This is a genomic window from Mesorhizobium sp. M1322 (assembly GCF_040318085.1).
Taxonomy (GTDB): Bacteria; Pseudomonadota; Alphaproteobacteria; order Rhizobiales; family Rhizobiaceae; genus Mesorhizobium.
In genome coordinates this window covers 19,389-31,814 of sequence record NZ_JAMYLP010000067.1, presented here as the reverse complement: position 1 = coordinate 31,814, position 12,426 = coordinate 19,389, and the positions used below count along the sequence as shown (strand labels likewise).

General features: G+C 62.8%; 10 protein-coding genes and 1 riboswitch. Of the genes, 9 read left to right on the top strand and 1 reads right to left on the bottom strand.

Going from position 1 to position 12,426, the window contains the following annotated elements; translation table 11 throughout:
• Positions 1-106: 106 nt before the first annotated feature.
• Entirely contained in the window at positions 107-535 is a 429-nt protein-coding gene (locus NKH12_RS21940; RefSeq protein ID WP_352955050.1) for an SMI1/KNR4 family protein, read from the top strand.
• A 366-nt stretch (positions 536-901) separates the two neighbouring features.
• Here NKH12_RS21940 and NKH12_RS21935 read toward each other — a convergent pair whose 3' ends face one another.
• On the bottom strand, positions 902-2,914 hold the full coding sequence (locus NKH12_RS21935) for an acetyl-CoA carboxylase biotin carboxylase subunit (RefSeq protein ID WP_352955049.1): 2,013 nt from the start codon (positions 2,912-2,914) through the stop codon (positions 902-904).
• 199 nt (positions 2,915-3,113) lie between these two features.
• Between NKH12_RS21935 and NKH12_RS21930 the strand changes: the two genes are divergently transcribed.
• From NKH12_RS21930 to gcvP, 8 genes are all read left to right on the top strand, one after another.
• Entirely contained in the window at positions 3,114-4,241 is a 1,128-nt protein-coding gene (locus NKH12_RS21930) for an S-(hydroxymethyl)glutathione dehydrogenase/class III alcohol dehydrogenase (protein WP_352955048.1), read from the top strand.
• A 293-nt stretch (positions 4,242-4,534) separates the two neighbouring features.
• A complete protein-coding gene (locus NKH12_RS21925) occupies positions 4,535-5,002 on the top strand; it encodes a YaiI/YqxD family protein (RefSeq protein ID WP_352955047.1) in 468 nt (155 codons plus the stop codon).
• A 139-nt stretch (positions 5,003-5,141) separates the two neighbouring features.
• Entirely contained in the window at positions 5,142-5,825 is a 684-nt protein-coding gene (locus tag NKH12_RS21920; protein WP_352955046.1) for a DUF1345 domain-containing protein, read from the top strand.
• 114 nt (positions 5,826-5,939) lie between these two features.
• Positions 5,940-6,821 carry a cytochrome b/b6 domain-containing protein gene (locus tag NKH12_RS21915; protein ID WP_352955045.1) on the top strand — a complete coding sequence of 294 codons (882 nt, stop codon included), beginning with the start codon at positions 5,940-5,942 and terminating at the stop codon, positions 6,819-6,821.
• A 1-nt stretch (position 6,822) separates the two neighbouring features.
• Positions 6,823-7,611, top strand: a complete 789-nt coding sequence (locus NKH12_RS21910; protein ID WP_352955044.1) for a molybdopterin-binding protein — start codon at positions 6,823-6,825, stop codon at positions 7,609-7,611.
• Positions 7,612-7,822: 211 nt separating this feature from the next.
• Positions 7,823-7,909: riboswitch (glycine riboswitch) on the top strand.
• A 148-nt stretch (positions 7,910-8,057) separates the two neighbouring features.
• A complete protein-coding gene (gcvT, locus tag NKH12_RS21905) occupies positions 8,058-9,158 on the top strand; it encodes a glycine cleavage system aminomethyltransferase GcvT (RefSeq protein ID WP_352955043.1) in 1,101 nt (366 codons plus the stop codon).
• A gap of 5 nt (positions 9,159-9,163) precedes the next feature.
• Positions 9,164-9,532 (top strand): glycine cleavage system protein GcvH, encoded by a 369-nt coding sequence (gene gcvH, locus NKH12_RS21900; RefSeq protein WP_352955042.1) that lies wholly within the window; start codon positions 9,164-9,166, stop codon positions 9,530-9,532.
• Positions 9,533-9,549: 17 nt separating this feature from the next.
• Positions 9,550-12,363: an aminomethyl-transferring glycine dehydrogenase gene (gcvP, locus tag NKH12_RS21895; protein WP_352955041.1), complete on the top strand. Its 2,814-nt coding sequence runs from the start codon at positions 9,550-9,552 to the stop codon at positions 12,361-12,363.
• Positions 12,364-12,426 lie beyond the last annotated feature (63 nt).

Below are 12,426 nucleotides of genomic sequence, written 5' to 3'. Positions count from 1 at the left end.
CCGCCGAAGCCTGGGTCTTCATCGCCCACATCCGCCTGCTCACGCGTCGCCTCGCAAGACCTTGAAATTGCACCAGTCGTTTTGATTCAGACACTCAGAGGAGGATTTGGGTGCTGCTGAGCAGCAGCTAGGCATCCACTTTCCCGAAGACTATCGACAAACAGTACTTGACGTCGGGTTGCCTCGGCCCGCAATCGCGCTTTTAGACGCCATCGTTGAGCGTGAACTGGATCTGCATGATCTTCATGACTTTTATTCTCCGAAGGAGATCATTGAGGAAACGCTTAGCTGGCGTGAGATCGGCATGCCTGATCGGCTTGTAGCTATCGCGAGCGACGGGTCCGGAAACAAGTTCTGCTTCAATGCAGACCAGCTCGGCGGTGACAGCGCCGACATGCGGGCAATTTGGTTCTTCGATCACGACTTCGGAACCGTCGATGAGGTTGCACCAAGTTTTCATGCCTGGATTGACGCCCTTTGCGACGTCGAGCCGTGGCGAGGAGCCGAGCTAAATCCGCAGCACCCACCACGCTAGTCGAAAAGAAGCCTGTACAAAAAAACCGTCGGCCCCAATCAGCACCATACCCAAATTAGTAGCATAGCTTCTTGAACAAAGCAAGAACAAATGTTATGGCGGCAAAATGCGAATTCCTGCCCACCCGAGCTCGTGCCCAACCAATTGTCAGGTCTCGTTCCTTCGCGCCCCCCTCTGTCCTGCCGGACATCTCCCCCTCTAGTGGGGAGATTGGCTGTCATCTCGGCTTTCGCCAATCTCGTAGGATGCAGAAGGGGCGCTGTCCTCGAAGCTGCCGATCTCCCCCCTGGAGGGGGAGATGTCCGGCAGGACAGAGGGGGGCACTGTCCCGCCAACCTTGGAAGAGTGTCAAGGCGGGTTACAGCCTCACGCGAATTCCATGATCACCGCATCGACGGCGAGACTGTCGCCCGGCTTCGCATTGAGTTTCGACACGGTGAGATCGCGCTCGGCGCGCAGCACGTTTTCCATCTTCATTGCCTCGACCACCGCCAGCGTCTCGCCGGCCTTGACCTCCTGCCCCTCGGCAACGGCGATCGACACGACGAGGCCGGGCATCGGGCAGAGCAGCATCTTCGAGGTGTCGGGCGCCACTTTTTCCGGCATCAGCCTTTCGAGCTCGGCGGTGCGCGGCAGCATGGCGCGTGCCGTCACCGACATGCCTTTCCAGGCGATGCGAAATCCGTTCGGCACCGGCCTGATCTGCGCCGCGATTCTGCGGTCGCCGACCGTGCCGCGCCAGATGAGATCGCCCGGCCGCCAGTCGGAAGCCACCGTCAGCGCCTTGCCACCGTCGATCGACAGATCGAGCTCGATCGGAATGGAAATCATGCCTCCAGGGACAGAGGTCGAAAGGTAATCCTCGCCGATCTTGACCACCCAGTCGCGTTTCAGGGCACCCGAATGCGGCGCCAGCCGCCCGCCCAGCCGGTCGAGCCGGTCGCGGCGCAGCAGTTCGACCGCGGTGGCGATCGCTGCGAAAACGGCCTTTTCCTGGCTATCAGGCGCGATCGGTGCGAAGCCGTCCGGATATTCCTCTGATATGAAGGCGGTCGATATCAGCCCTTCCCGCCAGCGCGGATGCTGCATCAGCGCCGCCAGGAACGGCATGTTGTGCTCGATGCCGTCGACGACGAAGCTGTCGAGCGCCTCCGACATGGCGTCTATTGCCGCGAGCCGCGTCGGCGCCCAGGTGCACAGCTTGGCGACCATCGGATCATAGAACAGCGAGATTTCCGACCCCTCGGTGACGCCGGTATCGTTGCGGACGACGATTTCGCCGAACCGTCCCTCTTCCGGCGGCCGGTATCTGGTCAGCCGGCCGATCGACGGCAGGAAATTGCGATACGGGTCCTCGGCATAGAGACGGCTTTCCACCGCCCAGCCGTTCAGCTTGACGTCGCTTTGCTTGATAGCGAGCTTTTCGCCGGCAGCTATGCGGATCATCTGCTCGACCAGATCGATGCCGGTGACGAGCTCGGTTACCGGGTGCTCGACCTGCAATCGCGTATTCATTTCAAGGAAATAGAAGTTCTTTTGGCTGTCGACGATGAACTCCACCGTGCCGGCGCTCTGATAGTCGACCGCCTTGGCCAGCGCCACCGACTGCTCGCCCATGGCTTTCCGGGTCTTGGCGTCGAGGAATGGCGAAGGCGCCTCTTCGACGACCTTCTGGTTGCGGCGCTGGATCGAGCATTCGCGCTCGCCGAGATAAAGCGCGTTGCCATGCGCGTCGGCCAGCATCTGGATCTCGATGTGGCGCGGATCGACCACGAACTTCTCGATGAAGACGCGGTCGTCGCCGAACGAGCTTTTGGCCTCCGAACGCGCCCGGTCAAACCCGTCGCGCACCTCGGCCTCGCTCCAGGCGATGCGCATGCCCTTGCCGCCGCCGCCGGCTGAGGCCTTGATCATCACGGGATAGCCGATCTCGCCGGCTATTTTCTCGGCATGACCGGCATTCTCGATGACGCCAAGCCAGCCGGGTACGGTCGACACATTTGCAGCATTGGCGAATTTCTTCGATTCGATCTTATCACCCATCGCCCTGATCGCTTTGGGTTTCGGGCCGATGAAAATGATGCCTTCTTTCTCCAGCGCCTCGCAGAAGGATGCGCGTTCGGACAAAAACCCGTAGCCGGGATGCACGGCTTCAGCACCGGTCGCCTTGCAGGCGGCGATGATCTTCTCCGGCACCAGATAGCTCTGCGCGGCCGGCGAAGGCCCGATATGCACAGCCTCGTCGGCCATCTCGACATGCACGGCGTCGCGATCGGCGTCCGAATAGACCGCGACGGTGGCGATGCCCATCTTGCGCGCCGTCTTGATGACACGGCAGGCGATCTCGCCACGATTGGCGATCAGGATTTTTGTGAACATGCGGGTCGCGTTCCCTCGGCTGCCTTTCTTTTATGGGCTTCGCCCGGCCGGTCAAGGCAAGTTGGCGTATATCCCGGGCGCAAGTCGCCTAGTGACGACCAAAACCGGGCTACGACTGTCAATTCGTCCCATAGTCCAGAACCTGCAGATACGCTAATGCTCGGCCCCGCTTGCAGATTTGCCCTGAGAGGAGATGCTGATGAAAACCCGTGCCGCTGTCGCTGTCGCCGCCGGAAAGCCGCTGGAAATCCTGGAGGTCGACCTCGACGGCCCGCGCGCGGGCGAGGTGCTGGTCGAGATCAAGGCGACCGGCATCTGCCACACCGACGAATTCACGTTGTCGGGCGCCGATCCCGAAGGCATCTTTCCAGCGATCCTCGGCCATGAGGGTGCGGGAATCGTCGTCGATGTCGGCAAGGGTGTCACCTCGGTCAAGAAGGGCGACCACGTCATCCCGCTCTACACGCCGGAATGCCGGCAATGCCCGTCCTGCCTGTCCAGAAAGACCAATCTGTGCACCGCGATCCGCGCCACGCAGGGGCAAGGCCTGATGCCGGACGGCTCGTCGCGCTTCTCGATCGGCAAGGACAAGATCTTCCACTACATGGGCTGCTCCACGTTCTCCAATTTCACAGTGCTGCCCGAGATCGCGGTGGCCAAGGTCAATCCCGCCGCCCCCTTCGACAAGATCTGCTACATCGGCTGCGGCGTCACCACCGGCATCGGCGCGGTGATCAACACGGCCAAGGTCGAGATCGGCGCCACGGCCGCCGTCTTCGGCCTCGGCGGCATCGGCCTCAACGTCATCCAGGGACTGCGTCTTGCCGGCGCCGACATGATCATCGGCGTCGACCTGAACAACGACAAGAAGGAATGGGGCGAGCGGTTCGGCATGACGCACTTCGTCAATCCGAAAGAGATCGACGGCGACATTGTCACTCACCTCGTCAACATGACCAAACGCGGCGCCGACCAGATCGGTGGTGCCGACTATACGTTCGACTGCACCGGCAGCACCAAGGTGATGCGGCAGGCCCTGGAAGCATCGCACCGCGGCTGGGGCAAGTCGGTGGTGATCGGCGTTGCCGGCGCTGGCCAGGAGATCTCGACGCGGCCGTTCCAGCTGGTCACCGGACGCACCTGGATGGGCACCGCCTTTGGCGGCGCGCGCGGCCGCACCGACGTGCCGAAGATCGTCGACTGGTACATGGACGGCAAGATCGAGATCGACCCGATGATCACCCACACGCTGAAGCTGGAGGACATCAACAAGGGTTTTGACCTGATGCATGAGGGCAAGAGCATCAGGAGCGTGGTGGTTTACTGACGCAGATATCGCGACTTGGACCGCGAGGAAGCAAGGCAATTGCTTCAGGTTTGGGCTGCCCCTCATTGCCCTGCCGGGCATTTCTCCCCGTATAGTGACGGGGAGAAAGACGCCTTCGCAAAAGGATTTCGCCACTCTCCAGCGTAGCAGAAAGCGAGCTGAGGTTGCGGCCAGCCCCTTCTCCCCGTCACTATACGGGGAGAAGATGCCGGCAGGCAGATGAGGGGCGGCGCCTACATCGACAGTGGCCATTCCAACGTGGGTTGGAGGCTTCATACGCGTTGGAACGAACCATGCCCGCACCCGCCATTTACGTCGATGCCGACGCCTGTCCGGTGAAGGCCGAGGTCGAGAAAGTCGCCGAGCGCCATGGCGTCGTCGTCACCTTCGTCTCCAATGGCGGCCTGCGCCCGTCGCGCGATCCCATGGTCCGCAACGTCGTCGTGTCCAAAGGCGCCGACGCGGCGGACGACTGGATCGTCGACAATGCCAAGCCCAACGACATCGTTGTGACATCGGATATCCCGCTTGCCGCCCGCACGGTGGCGCTCGGCGCCCATGTGCTTGGGCCGACCGGACGCCCGTTCACGCCGGAAACGATCGGCATGGCAGTGGCAATGCGCGACCTCAAGCAGCATCTGCGCGAGACCGGCGAAAGCAAGGGTTACAATGCCAGTATTGCGCCGCAGGACCGCTCGCGTTTTCTCGGCGAGCTCGACCGCATCCTGCGGCGTGCGCTGAAATCCGCCGCACCGGGCTAGCGCTGACCCCGCGCCGGGTCAGCAGAATCGGAATGGATTTTTCGGGATCATGCGCACAATCAAAAAGTGCTACGATGTCGGTTGCGCGTCCTAAGGACACGCGGTGGTAGAGAAGACGGACCGCCTCAGAGGCCGGGCCATGACGACCGAGATGCCCCTGAAGAAACCACTTCACCGCCACATGCAGTTCGCGGTATCGGCCTGCATCGGTGTAGTGGCGCTGGCGATCGCGCTGGTCTTGCGCACTCCGCTCGCCTTTTCGATCGGCGCCAATGCGTTTTTCGCCGCCTACACCGTCATCGTCGTCGCCCAGATGCCGCAGCTCACCGACCGCTATCTGAGCAAGAATGCCCGCGCCACCGACCAGCCGGTGCTGGTCATCTTTGCCGTGACGCTGATTGTCGTCGCCGTCGCCATCATCTCGTTGTTCCAATTGATCAATCGCGAGGGCAGCGCGCATCCTATCGAACTCACCTTCGCGCTGCTGTCGATCCCGCTCGGCTGGTTCACCATCCATGCCATGACGGCGCTGCACTACGCACATGTTTACTGGCGGGACGATGAAGAGACCGATCACGGCAGCAAAGCGAAGCAGAAAAATCCCGTCGGCGGCCTTTTATTTCCCGGTAAGGAGCAGCCGGACGGCTGGGATTTCCTCTACTTCTCGACCACCGTCGGCATGACCTCACAGACCTCCGATACCGCGGTCTCGACCACGCAAATGCGTCGCATCGTGCTTTTGCATTCGATTGTGTCGTTCTTTTTCAATACAGTGATCGTCGCCGCCGCGGTCAACCTCGCCGTCAGTTTCGGAAGCCAATAGTATCGGGCAGCTCGTAATATTTCCGTGATCGGATGAAACATCGCTTTGGCTGGCAACGTATTGGGAGGAGAACATTCGGAAAGGCCACCTGAACAGCCGGGAGGACGCGAAAGAATGGAATCGGTTGCCAGGCGCCAATCCACCGTCGGGCCAGATAGTGCCGCGCGGAAGGATGCGACGCTGATCTACCGGCAATCGCGCTGGACGCGACTGACGCACTGGCTCTGGGCCATCTCGCTGTTCTTCATGCTGCTTTCCGGCCTGCAGATATTCAATGCCCGACCCCAGCTCTATATCGGCAAGGAGTCGGGATTTGCATACAACAACACCGTCTTCGCCATTGGCGCCGAGAACACCGCAAACGGCCCGCGCGGCTACACCGAAATCTTCGGCAAACGCTTCGATACCACCGGTGTGCTCGGCTGGTCGGGGCCGGCGGGTCGGGAGACGTCCCGCGCCTTCCCGTCCTGGGCGACGATCCCCTCCTATTACGACCTCGGCACCGCCCGCGTCGTCCATTTCTTCTTCGCCTGGATACTGACCACGACACTGGTCGTGTGGCTGGTCGCCAGCCTGATCAACGGCCATCTGCGCCGCGACCTTGTCCCGCGCGTAGACGATCTCAGGCGCTTGCCGCGAGACATCGTCGATCATGCCAAATTCAAGTTCCACCACAGGCGCGAGTACAACACGCTGCAGAAGATGGCCTATGGCGGCGTGATGTTCGTGCTGCTGCCGCTGATGATCATCACCGGCCTTGCCATGTCGCCGAGCATGAATGCGGTGCTGCCGCTCCTCAACGATCTGCTCGGCGGCCGCCAGACGGCGCGGACGATTCATTTCATCGTGATGCTGCTGCTCGTCGCCTTCTTCATCATCCATATCCTGATGATCTTCGCCGCCGGCCCGATCAACGAGCTGCGTTCCATCATCACCGGCTGGTACCGAACCGACCCGCCGGCGCCTGGCAGCAAGACGCCCGAGAGGAGTGCGTGAGATGGCGAAATTTGTGATCAGCCGCAGAAAATTCCTGACCTCGGCCAGCCTCGGCGTCTCCGGCATCATGCTGTCGGGTTGCGATGCCTTCGACAATCAGCTTGGCGTCGGCGACGGCCTGCGCAGCTTCCTCGAAGGCGCCAACGGGCTGACCTGGCGCGCGCAACGCCTGCTCGCCGGCGATTCGCTGGCGCCGGAATTCACCGAGGCCGACATTCGCCAGCCGCAGCGGCCGAACGGCGTCACCGCGCCGGACGACGATGTCTACAAGGGCCTGCTCGCCAACAATTTCGCCGACTGGCGGCTAGAGGTTTCCGGCCTCGTCGAAAAGCCGCTGTCGCTGACGCGCGAGCAGCTGATGAACATGCCAAGCCGCACCCAGATCACTCGCCACGACTGCGTCGAAGGCTGGAGTTGCATCGCCAAATGGACCGGCACGCCGCTGTCGCTGGTGCTTGATCAGGCGGTGGTCAAGCCGCAGGCGCGCTACGTCATGTTCCATTGCCTCGACACGATCGACCGCAGCCTGTCCGGCGACATCAAATATTACGGGTCGATCGACCTGATCGATGCCCGTCACCCGCAGACGATCCTTGCCTATGGCTTGAACGGCAAGCCGCTGCCAGTCGAGAACGGCGCGCCGTTGCGTGTCCGCGTCGAGCGCCAGATCGGCTACAAGATGCCGAAATATCTCCGCAAGATCGAACTGGTCGACGGTTTCGCCAATATCGGCGGCGGCAAGGGCGGCTACTGGGAGGACAATGGCTACGACTGGTACGGCGGCATTTGACCGAACCCGGAACGACGCTCAGTAACTGTCGTCGCTGTCATCGGTGCGCAGGGCTGGTCAAATCCGGATATATCGCTCGCGTACGTCAGCACGTCTTGAGAAACCGGCAAACCGGGCGGTTAGCGAAGACTTGTCGGTAAGGTGTCGCTGGCAGGTGACAAGGTGTCGCCCACAGGCTATGGATGACGAGTCGAGGGCTCAAATTGAGTCCTACCTGTTTGCGGGAGAGAGCAGCGAGAGCTGCCGCCGAAGGGGAAATCGCCCGAAATCTCTCAGGCAAAAGAACCGTAGACGGGAAAGACACTCTGGAAAGTCGGGGCTTGCCCCCGCGCCGAAGGTGTAAGCGCTGCCGACAGAGTTACGGGGCGCGAGTCTCTCAGGCTTCAGACAGAGGGGCACGGACTGGTCGCCATTCGCGGCCGATTGCGTGCGACTCTGGAGATGACATGACGGGCGACGACACCAAACACCTTCCCCTCGAAGATCTGCACGTGGCCGCCGGTGCGCGCTTTGGCGCGTTCGCCGGCTGGTCGATGCCGCTGACCTATCCGGCCGGCGTGATGAAGGAGCACCTCCATACCCGCGAGCATGCCGGGCTGTTCGACATCTCGCACATGAAGCTGTTCGAGATCAGTGGCTCGGGCAGCGTCGCGCTTCTGAACCGAGCCTGCCCGTTCGACGCCGGCGCGCTTGAGATTTCGCAGTCCAAATACACGTTCTTTCTCAATGAAGCCGCCGGCATCATCGACGATCTGATCGTCACCAGGCTTGGCCAGGCGCGTTTCATGGTCGTCGCCAATGCCGGCAATGCCGAAACCGACGAAAAGCACCTGCGCGCGCTTGCCGAGAATTTCGATGCCAAGGTGGACGCACTCGACCGCGTCTTCCTGGCGATCCAGGGACCCGAAGCCTGGGCCGCCTTGTCCCGCGCCGGCATCGAGACCGGATCGCTGCTGTTCATGCACGGCTTTGAACCCCGCGAGAACTGGTTCATGAGCCGGTCGGGCTATACCGGCGAAGACGGTTTCGAGATCGGCCTGCCGGAAGCGGATGCGCGAAATCTCGTCGCCAACCTGCTCGAGGACGAGCGCGTGATGTGGGTTGGGCTGGCCGCCCGGGACAGCCTGCGGCTCGAAGCGGGGCTGTGCCTGCACGGACTGGACATCACGCCTGAGATCGACCCGGCCAGCGCCGGGCTGATGTGGGCGATCCCGAAGGAGGTTCGCGCCTCTGGCGCTTTCATCGGCGCCGACGCATTGCGCTCAATCCTGGGGCGCGGCCCGGCGCAGAAACGCGTCGGCCTGAAGCCGGAAGGCCGCCAGCCGGTGCGCCCCGGCGCTGCCCTTTTCGACGCCGACGGCGATCCTGCCGGCCACGTCACCTCGGGCGGCTTCGGCCCGTCGGCCGCCCATCCGGTCGCTATCGGTTATGTCCAGACGTCGCTGGCCAAACCAGGCACGAAACTCTTCGCCGACGTTCGCGGGACCAAAATCCCGGTCGATATCAATCCCCTGCCCTTCACGCCCCATCGCTACCGCAAAGGATGAATTTCATGGCAAAGACCTATTTCACCGAAGATCACGAATGGCTCCGCGTCGAAGGCGGTATCGCCACCGTCGGCATCACCAACTACGCACAGGAGCAGCTCGGCGATCTCGTCTTCGTCGAATTGCCGGAGCTTGGGAAAAAGCTGGCCAAGGGCGATACCGCCGTCGTGGTCGAATCCGTCAAGGCGGCATCGGACGTCTATGCACCGGTCGACGGCGAGGTCACCGAGGCCAATACCTCGCTCTCGTCGGACCCGTCTTTGGTCAATTCGGCGGCAACCAGCGACGGCTGGCTGTGGAAGATGAAGCTGGCCGATGAAAGCCAGCTCGAAGGCCTCCTGGATGAGGCCGCCTACAAAGCCCATATTGGTTGATAGCAGGACCAGGAAAGATGACTGTAGCAGCACCCTACCCCTTCTCGGCCCGCCATATTGGGCCCGGCCTCAATGACGTCAGAGCCATGCTGGCGACGATCGGCGTTCCCTCGGTCGAGACGCTGATCAGCCAGGCTGTGCCGAAATCGATCCGGCTCGACCGGCCGCTGGCCTTGCCGGCCCCGGCGAGCGAAGCGGAGGCGCTGGCCGAGCTTTCCGCGACAATGGCGAAAAATACAGTTCTGAAGAGCTTCATCGGCGCCGGCTATCACGGCGTCTACGTGCCGCCGGTCATCCAGCGCAATCTGTTCGAGAATCCGGCCTGGTATACGGCCTACACGCCCTACCAGGCCGAGATCAGTCAGGGCCGGCTCGAAATGCTGTTCAATTTCCAGACGCTGGTCACTGAGCTGACCGGGCTGCCGGTGGCGTCTGCCTCGCTGCTCGATGAGGCGACAGCGGTGGCCGAGGCGGTCGGCATTGCGTTACGCCATCATCGCGACAAGCGGACCAAGGTGGCGCTTGCCGGCACCCCGCATCCGCAGACGCTCGACGTCGTGCGCACCCGCGCCGAACCGCTCGGCATCGAGGTCGACGGCGACACGATCGACGACAACACCGCCGCTCTGCTGGTCTCCTGGCCTGACACGTTTGGCGTCTACGGCGATCACAAGGCGGCAATCGAGAAGGCCCGCGCCACCGGCGCGCTGGTCGTTTTCATTGCCGATCCGCTCGGGCTGACGCTGACCGACGCGCCGGCTAAGCTTGGCGCCGACATCGCCGTCGGCCCGATGCAGCGTTTCGGCGTGCCAATGGGCTTTGGCGGGCCGCACGCCGCCTATTGCGCCGTCTCCGACAGGCTGACGCGGCTGATGCCGGGCCGCCTCGTCGGCCAGTCGACCGACAGCAAAGGCCGCGCCGGCTATCGTCTCGCCTTGCAGACGCGCGAACAGCATATCCGTCGCGACAAGGCGACCTCCAACATCTGTACCGCGCAGGCGCTGCTCGCCAACATGGCGACGGCCTATGCGATCTGGCATGGCCCTGCCGGGCTGCAGGCGATTGCCGGCCGAATCCATTCATTGGCCAACCGGCTGGCAACCGGTCTCACCGCGTCAGGAATTTCGGTGCTTGGCGCAAGCCGCTTCGACACGGTGACGGTGGAAGTGAAAGGCAGAGCCGGCGCGATCGCCGCGGCTGCTGAAAAGACCGGCCGATTGCTGCGCGTCATCGACGCCGACCACATCGGCATCAGCTTTGACGAGACCTCGACCGTTGCCGATCTGGACGCCATCGCAGCACTGTTCGGCGCCAAGGCAGGCGCCGCTACCAGCAGCACCATGCCCGGAAAGCCGCGCGGCAAGGCGTTTCTCAGCCAGCCGGTCTTCCACGAAAACCACTCGGAAACGGAGATGATGCGCTTCTTGCGCCGGCTGGCCGACAAGGACCTGGCCCTCGACCGCGCCATGATCCCCCTCGGCTCCTGCACGATGAAGCTCAACGCCGCCGCCGAGATGATGCCGGTGAGCTGGCCAAGCGTCGCCAATCTGCATCCATTCGCGCCGGCCGCGCATTCGGCAGGCTATCGCGCGATGGTCGGCGAACTGGAAGGCTGGCTGTCGGAGATCACTGGCTTCGATGCGGTCAGCCTGCAGCCCAATGCCGGCAGCCAGGGCGAGTATGCCGGGCTGCTCGCCATTCGCAGCTATCACCGCTCGCGCGGCGAAGGCCACCGCACCGTCTGCCTGATTCCGTCATCCGCGCATGGCACCAATCCGGCGAGTGCGGCGATGGCCGGCATGAGCGTCGTCGTCGTGCGCTGCACCGAGGATGGTAATATCGACATGGACGATATGAGTGCCAAGGCGAACGCGCATTCAAAGAATCTCGCCGCGCTGATGTTCACCTATCCCTCGACGCATGGCGTATACGAGGAAGGCGCGCGGCATCTCTGCGCCCTCATTCACGAGCATGGCGCCCAGGTCTATTTCGACGGCGCCAACCTCAACGCCTTGGTCGGCCTCGCTCGCCCTGGCGACATCGGCGCCGATGTCTGCCACATGAATCTGCACAAGACCTTCTGCATCCCGCATGGCGGCGGCGGTCCCGGCGTCGGCCCGATCGGCGTCAAGGCGCATTTGAGACCGTATCTGCCCGGCCACGTCACCGAAGGCTCGGGCCATGCCGTGTCGGCCGCACCGTTCGGCAGCGCTTCGATCCTGCCGATCACCTGGATGTATATTCGCATGATGGGCGCTTCCGGCCTCAAGCAGGCCACCGAGACGGCGATCGTTTCCGCCAACTACGTGGCGACGCGGCTCGCACCGCACTTCCCGCTCCTCTACAAGGGCAGGCACGATCGCATCGCCCATGAGTGCATCCTCGACACCCGCGTGCTCAAGGAGAGCTCCGGCATCAGCGTCGACGATATCGCCAAACGGCTGATCGATTATGGTTTCCATGCGCCGACCATGTCGTTTCCGGTGGCCGGCACGCTAATGGTCGAGCCGACCGAGTCCGAGCCCAAGAGCGAACTGGATCGCTTCTGCGAGGCGATGATCGCGATATCAGGCGAGGCAGCCAAGGTGGCGAAAGGCGAATGGCCCTTGGCCGACAATCCGCTGGTCAATGCGCCCCATACCGCGGCCGAGGCGCTGGCCGGCCAGTGGACCCATCCCTATTCGCGCCTGGAGGCGGCCTACCCGGCCGGTGATGCCCACACATCAGCCAAATACTGGCCGCCGGTGTCGCGCATCGACAATGTCGCCGGCGACCGAAACCTCGTCTGCTCCTGCCCGCCGTTGTCGGAGTATCTGGGGGCGGCGGAATAGAACCAGCCGACTGCGAGGCAGACTGCCCCCTCATTTCCCGCGCACACGCAATGAGGGTGGCCG

Excerpts from the sequence above, each read along its gene's own strand:
- NKH12_RS21935 (WP_352955049.1), bottom strand. The coding sequence starts at position 2,914 with ATGTTCACAAAAATCCTGATCGCCAATCGTGGCGAGATCGCCTGCCGT.
- NKH12_RS21930 (WP_352955048.1), top strand. The coding sequence starts at position 3,114 with ATGAAAACCCGTGCCGCTGTCGCTGTCGCCGCCGGAAAGCCGCTGGAA.
- NKH12_RS21925 (WP_352955047.1), top strand. The coding sequence starts at position 4,535 with ATGCCCGCACCCGCCATTTACGTCGATGCCGACGCCTGTCCGGTGAAG.
- NKH12_RS21920 (WP_352955046.1), top strand. The coding sequence starts at position 5,142 with ATGACGACCGAGATGCCCCTGAAGAAACCACTTCACCGCCACATGCAG.
- NKH12_RS21915 (WP_352955045.1), top strand. The coding sequence starts at position 5,940 with ATGGAATCGGTTGCCAGGCGCCAATCCACCGTCGGGCCAGATAGTGCC.
- NKH12_RS21910 (WP_352955044.1), top strand. The coding sequence starts at position 6,823 with ATGGCGAAATTTGTGATCAGCCGCAGAAAATTCCTGACCTCGGCCAGC.
- gcvT (WP_352955043.1), top strand. The coding sequence starts at position 8,058 with ATGACGGGCGACGACACCAAACACCTTCCCCTCGAAGATCTGCACGTG.
- gcvH (WP_352955042.1), top strand. The coding sequence starts at position 9,164 with ATGGCAAAGACCTATTTCACCGAAGATCACGAATGGCTCCGCGTCGAA.
- gcvP (WP_352955041.1), top strand. The coding sequence starts at position 9,550 with ATGACTGTAGCAGCACCCTACCCCTTCTCGGCCCGCCATATTGGGCCC.